Raw genomic sequence first — 6,557 nt, forward strand, 5'->3', positions numbered from 1 at the left:
CCGCCGCGGGGGAACGGGCTGCGGGCACCACACGGTCATGGGCGCACGGTCAGTTCCAGTCGATGACGATCCGGTTCAGGGGCGTGTCGACGGTGAACCGTCCGGGACGCTCGTCGGGGCCCGGGGTCTCCAGGGACTGGAGCTCGAAGTTGGCTTCCTGGCCCCGGTAATTGCGGTCCCAAATGCGGATTGCGTCGGCGACCTTGGCGGCGAGCTCGTCGCTGCCGGGGCCGTGACCGATGACGCCGAACTCCCACAACTTTCCGCCGTCGGAGGTGGTCTGGTCCGAGAGGCGCCGGGCGAGGTACGCCAGGGCACCCTTGTCGGTGACCGCGGTGGAGGAGGGGTAGGGGTCTTCCGTGAGGGTGGTGCTCTTGGCGGTCGCCGGGAACAGCATCCGGATCAGGCCGGAGGCGAAGGAGCAGCTGACGAAAAGCTCCATCCACTCGGGCGATTCCATGGCACGGACCGTCATCCTGGTCCACTCCTCGACCCGCGGCTCTTCGAGCACGTGGGCCAGCGCCTCGGCGTTGATGGGGGTTCCGGCCGGCGCTTGCAGGCGTACGGTGCCGTCCGCAGTGAGGGGAACGACGCGTCGGTCGTCGTCGGCGATGCCGCGCCGCAGCGGCATGAAGGTGTTCATCTCGCTGCCGAGGGACACCCATCGGTCGTCTCGGCGCTCGTAGACGATGGAGCGGGAGACGCTGCCCTTGAGCCGCTGGGGAACGACGAGCCGTCCGCCCGGGGCGAGCTGGTCGAGCCAGGCGTGCGGGATGCCGTGGGCGCCGACGGTGGCGATGATCCGATCGTACGGCGCACCGGAGACGTGGCCCATGGCTCCGTCGCGGGTCAGGGCTTCGACGTTGGTGTATCCGGCCGCGGCCAGGTGTTGGCGGGCGCCCTCGACCAGGTCGTCGTCGACGTCGATGGTGGTGACGTGACCGGTGTCGCCGACGAGGTGGGCGATCAGGGCGGCGTTGTAGCCGGTGCCGGCGCCGAGTTCGAGAATGTGTTCGCCGGGCTGAGCTTTGAGCTGGTCGAGCATCAGCGCGACAACGGCGGGTTGGGAGGCGCAAGAGATGGACGTGCCGTCGGTGTCGTACTTCACGTGTACGGGCTGGTTGGCGTAGGCCTCGTCGAGCGAGGAGTCGGGTACGAACATGTGCCGGGGTACGGTCCGCAGCGCGGCTTCCACGGCCGGATTGGTCGCGCGGCCCTCCTTTCGGATCTGGTCGACGAGGGCGTTGCGGAGCTGTTCCGCGGTGGCGTCGGGGGTGGTGAGCGTGTCGGTGTTCACCGCGCCGACGCTATCGGCGGCGGAGGTGTCGGCGGGTGTGGACGCGGGGGAGTCACTCGTTCCCATGATGGCCTTTCGGGCGAGGGTGGACAGGGCGCTTTGGTCCTCCAGGGGGAGGCCGGCCCGGTTGAAGTGGAAGATCGTGTGGTGGGCGAGGACGGCTCGGAGGCCTCGGCGCAGAAGGCCTTGGTGGTTGAGAACGGCGAGCGCGGTCCCGGCCCGTGCGAAGGCGCGGACCCAGTCGGCGTGCCCGTGGAGCGGGCCGTCGTCCCGGCACAGGCTGCGGGCATCGACGGTCAACAGGGAGCGCATGGCCGCGTCCAGTTCGGAGGCCAGGATGGGCGGCGCGGGGCGTTCGGCGGCGACCTTGTCCCAGACGTCGCCCTGCTCGTACCAGTCGAGGCCGGCGGCGCGCATCATCGCGCTGACGAGGAGGACGGCGGTCTCGCGGCGGCCGAGGTGTCCGGCCTGGACGGGGTAGGTGAGCAGGTGGCGGCTGTCGGTGTGGAACAGCTCGTGGGCCGCCTCCATGGCCTCGGTCCCGCCGAACGCCAGTGTCTCGGGTTCGTAGATGGTGGGATTCCACTGCAGGACCTGATGGGCTTGGACGAGTTCGCTGATGGCCTCCCGCAGGGTGGGGGTCTCGTCGCCGGCGGCGCGAACACGCAGCTTCCACGGCTGCTTGTTCATGAACCACCAGGTGGATATCTCCCCGCGGTGCTCGGCCTTGATCAGGGCGGGGCCGAGCGTCTGGGTGATCGCCTGCTGTGCGGTGGCGCGATCGGCGAACGTGACGTTGATCTGGTGCCAGGTGCCCTGCATCGGTGAGGTCCTTCATGTGGATGTGCGGCGGGTGGCTCGGTGGGGCTGTCCCCGTGCGGTGCTCTGTTTCAGGCGATGAGCAGGCAGGTGTCCCAGGACGTCCGGGGCGGCGCATTGGTGGCCGGTGCCAGGAGGGCCAGGGCGATGCCCGAGGCACCGTCGAGGAGTCCCGGGCCGGGTTCCTGCTTGTGGAGAAGCTCGGTTGCGGCGATGGCCGGGTCGCTGCCAGGCGGGTGCACGGCTGACAGGAGCGCGGGGAGTACGGCCTGGAGCTGGTCGGCGGTGGTGGGCAAGGCGTCCGAGGCGGCCCGGGTGGCGATGTGGGCGAGGCCTGCGAAGCCGTGGCACAGGCCGTTGTCGGTGGTCGTGCGGAGCTGATTCGGGTCGGTCAGCGCTGCCAGAAGTGCGTGCTCGGCGGCGAGTTGACGCGTTCCGTCGCCGAGGGCGATGGCGGCGAGCTGCTGGGCACGGGTGAGTCCGGTGGTGCCGTAGCACCAGGACGGGCGTTGCGGCCCCACGGGCAGGTGTCCGCTGCGCAGGGCGGGAAGGGTCACCCAGTACGGCCAGGACGGTCCCTGGCCGACGTTGACCTCCCAGCGGTCCAGCCAGTCCAGGATGCTGCGGATGGCCTCCCGGTGCCCGGCGGCCATGGTCCCGCGATGCGCGGCGAGCGCGAGGAGGGCAAGGACTCCGCCGATGCCATGGGCGACGCCGGTGTTGGCGTGCCCGTCGGGGTAGCGGTCGTCGAGCCGGCCGGATGGTCCGGAGGCGGTCCACCATCCGGGCACGGTCTCGCCCCGGTGGGTGAGCGGCTGGGTCAGCTGGATCAGGTAGTCGAGGATCGCGCGGACGATGTCGCTGTCGGGGCGTCGGCGAAGGAGGTGTGCGCCGTAGCCGGTGAGACCGCGGATCGCGTCGAACTCGGCGAGCGCGGGCAGTTGCCCGGCCTCGATGCGCTGTTCGGCGGCGGTCAGTCGGCGGCGAGCGTCGGTGACCATCTGCCGGTCCAGGGCGTCGAGGGCGGCCCCGTAGGCCCCGGGAAGGCGTTCGGCCGCGCACGCCAGGGTGTGGGCGAACGCCGGCGCCCCGTAGAAGGGGTGGCTGTCGGCCCCGGTGGTCAGCGGCTGCCCGGCAGTGGCGGAGAGCCAGGCGTGGGCGCGGTCCCACGGCCCGAGGCCGGCGGCGGCGAGTTCGATGTGCAGCAGCGCGATACCGGGAACGCCGTGGCCGAGGGACTGCCTGCGCCAGTCGGAGGCGGCCACCGCGCCGACGGAGGTGGCGGGGTAGGCGAGCCGGTCGGCGATTTCCCGGGCGAAGCCGAGGGCGGGGTGGGGCATCAGCGAGACCTCCTGGCGGTCCAGGCGAGGGCCGCGGCTCGCGTGAGGTAGAGACAGAGGGCTTCTTCGGGGAAGTCGACGGCGACGGCGCGTACGAAGTGGACGTGGAGCAGGGAGGTCAGCACGTCGTCGGCGTCGATGCCCTGGGTATCGGGGCCGGGGAGGTGGTGTCGATACGCGGCCAGGGCCTCGCTTCGGCCGTTCCATCCCTGGACGATCGCCTCGCCGCCGGAAACGGACCGCAGGGCTGCCCAGTCGTCGTTCGGGTTGGCGAGCGCGACGGCCTCGGTGAACTCCGGGCGGGCCACCGGTGCCGGGGGCACGGGCGGGATGTGGTCGATCAGCCACGCCATCGCCTCCGCCGTGCTGCCGAGATAGGCGGAGGCGATGGCCACGGTGTGCGCGGCGACCAATGCCCGCCGGCCCGGTCGGGGCGTGGGGGTGAGCTGGGCGAGGACGGCGCGGGAGTCGGCGCGGAAGACCTCTTCAGCCGCAGCCCAGGCCGGTCCCTCGCCCCACCGGCCCATCTCAGGATAGGAGGTGGCATAGCGGAGGTCCGACAGCAGCCCGTCCCGCCGGAGCTCGTCCGCCCATGCGCTCACCGTGCCGGCCGTGGTGGCGAAGGCGTCCGCGGTGGGCAGGGCGAACCTCAACCGCAGATGCTGATGAGGGTCGCGGAACCGTACGAACCACCAGGGTGGGGCGCCGAGTCGGTCGAGGAGGTCCGGCAGGTGCTCCCCGAGCAGGATGTCCTGGCGGCGGATGTCCCCGTACAGGCTGGCCAGGAGAACCGGCGAGACGGCGGGGGTGTGGACCAGGTCCCGCCGAACAGTTCGGGCGGACGTGGGCTTGGGCAGGCGGGGCCAGGCCGGCGGACGGCTGGCCTTGAGCGGGACGACGATCTCGTGGGCCCGGGCGCCGCACCACCCCAGCTCTGTCGCGGTCGGGGCCTCGGCGACTGTGACCGCGCGGGCCCGGTCCAGGTCCTCGCGCAGCAGCGCCCTGTGCGCGGGGATGGTGAGGTCGAGCGGCAGCAGCCGGTCGCCTTCGCCGACGTGCACAACCAGGGGGAGCTTACGGGCGTCACGCCAGGTGCCGAACGCGGCGTCCCACTCCTCCCACGGGCGGTTCGCGGCCGGGAGCTCGGCGGCATGCAGCTGCCAGCGAGCCGGCGCCAGGATGATCCGGCCGGCCCGTAGGCGGGGAAGGTAGGGCAGTTGGGCGGCGGCTCCCCAGTCGAACACGGTGACCTGTGTGCACTGGGCACGGCTCAGCTCGGTGAGGAACCGGGCCAGAGGCGGGGTGTGGGTGTTCAGGTTCAGCGCGTGCATCCCCACCGCCTCCACGCGGTGCCCGCGTCCGGGGGCTGCGAGATACATCCGGCGCCCGTCGCAGCCCACCGCCAGGTCGCCGACGGTCAGCACGTCGTCGGCCGGAGGCCGGTGCTCGGCCAGGCTGATCACGGTGGGCAGCACATGCGGCGTCCTGGTGACGTGAGCGCTGTCCGGCAACAGCGGCGGGAACGACAGCTGCATGGCGACCGTGTCGGGGTCGGAAGCCGGAAGCGCGCTGAGCTCGTCGATCAAGGCCTGCCGCTGCGCGGAGTCGAGCACCGACAGGAACCGACCCGTGCCGACCCCGGCGCCCCGGGAAACGCTGAGCACCTCCAGGCGGAAGTCGCCCCTGTCCAGTGCCCCGATCTCGGGCGCGCGGAGCCGGAACCCCAGCTCAAGGTGGGGCGGGAGCCGTGCCGGTTCGCTGCCCACGGTCAGGGCGTCGATCGTGTCGTTGTCGAGGAGCACCTCGCGGCGGCCGTCGAGGGCAGCCTGTTGCGCCAGGCGCAGGAGGACCTGGTCACGGTCCGTCAACCGGGGTCTGTGCTCCGTAGGGCCGGTCCCCGGATATCCGGTGGGGTAGCCGATGCCGCTGTCGGCGACCACGTCGAGCACCGGAACCATGGAGCCGATGCCGAACCGCTCGTAGAACCGCATGTGATAGGCCTTCCAGTCCGGCGTCCCGAACGGCGCGGGGCTCACACGGGCCAGGAGGAGAGCGGCGCGTTCCGCTTCCTGCGCGACCGGCGCCGGCAACACGACGGTCCCAGCTAGCCGGGTGTCCACGGCGACCGGGTGCCGGCGCAGGCCAGGCGCCAAGGCGCGCATCCGAACGCCGGCGGCCTCGTGTCTGCCGACGTGCTGAAGGTCGGAGTGGGCAGCCCGAAGGGTGGCGATGGTCTCAGAGACACCGATGACCTCGTCAGCCCCGACGGCGTCGAGCTGGGCCAGCAGGTAGCCGAGTGCGTCGGTCTCGGTGCTCGGTGCGTGCAGGGAGCTGATCAGGACGCGGACCCTCATCAGCTCGCGCACGAACCCGTCGACCGTGGCCTCCCCAGCCGAGGGGAACTCCGCCAGGACCTTTACGATCAGGTTTCCGATCGAGGTGGGGGTCCGTGCGGCCGTGAGCACAGCAGCCACGGGGCCCGTCAAACGGAGCGACGCTTCGACGGCGCGCTGCCGGGCGGCTCGAGAATCGGCTTGGTATGGGACGACGAGACGGTCCCCGCGTTCGGCGAGGGTGGTGTTGGTGACCACCGGAAGCCGAGCCAGCAGCTCGGGCATGGCTTCCAGCCGGGCGATGATCTGCTCCATCCAGTCCGCGGATGCACGGGCCACCGGCAGGTGTTCGAAGCCCCAGTCCGCACGGGCTGAACCGCCGAACCCCGCGGTGGTGACGCCGGCGAAGTACCCGAAGGGCGTGGGACGACCGTGTGCCCGCAGCAAATACCGAGCTACCGAGAGCGCCGCCCGTCGCACATCGCGCGGCCGAGACCGTTCAGCAGACAGGAGGCCGTCGACCTCCCGGCCCAGTGCCGGGCTGGCGTGCCACAACGCGTTGCCGGTGCCCGTGTCGCGGACCGCACGCAGCCAGGGAAGCTGTCCGGTGAAGACGCCGGGGGAGCGGTCGGCCAGGTTGGGCCAGGGCAGCAGTGGAGGGGTGGGGGATGCCACCGCGCGCACGAGCGCCGTGCGGCCGGAGCGAAATACGGGGCTTTCCACCTGTACCTCCGTGAAGCGTCAACGTATGTAGGGAGGGCCGGGTGC

Annotated in this window: 3 protein-coding genes; all 3 read right to left on the reverse strand. The window is 71.6% G+C overall.

Annotated elements, in window-relative coordinates; all coding sequences use genetic code 11:
* Window positions 1–49 precede the first annotated feature (49 nt).
* The 3 genes from fxlM to ACWGDE_RS34315 all read right to left on the reverse strand — a co-directional run bounded on the left by fxlM (window position 50) and on the right by ACWGDE_RS34315 (window position 6,512).
* Window positions 50–2,119, reverse strand: coding sequence for a methyltransferase, FxLD system (fxlM, locus tag ACWGDE_RS34305; RefSeq protein WP_453392967.1), 2,070 nt, complete (start codon window positions 2,117–2,119; stop codon window positions 50–52).
* A 68-nt stretch (window positions 2,120–2,187) separates the two neighbouring features.
* The gene (locus ACWGDE_RS34310) at window positions 2,188–3,459 is read right to left on the reverse strand and encodes a lanthionine synthetase C family protein (RefSeq protein WP_453392969.1); all 1,272 of its coding nucleotides are present in this window, start codon (window positions 3,457–3,459) and stop codon (window positions 2,188–2,190) included.
* Entirely contained in the window at window positions 3,456–6,512 is a 3,057-nt protein-coding gene (locus ACWGDE_RS34315) for a lantibiotic dehydratase (RefSeq protein ID WP_453392968.1), read from the reverse strand. Before ACWGDE_RS34315 ends, ACWGDE_RS34310 begins: the two co-directional genes overlap by 4 nt.
* Between the last annotated feature and the right edge of the window lie 45 nt (window positions 6,513–6,557).

The organism is Streptomyces sp. NPDC054956 (assembly GCF_053609185.1).

What these genes read in the sequence shown, in the direction of transcription:
- fxlM (WP_453392967.1), bottom strand. Translation starts at nt 2,119, where the DNA reads ATGCAGGGCACCTGGCACCAGATCAACGTCACGTTCGCCGATCGCGCC.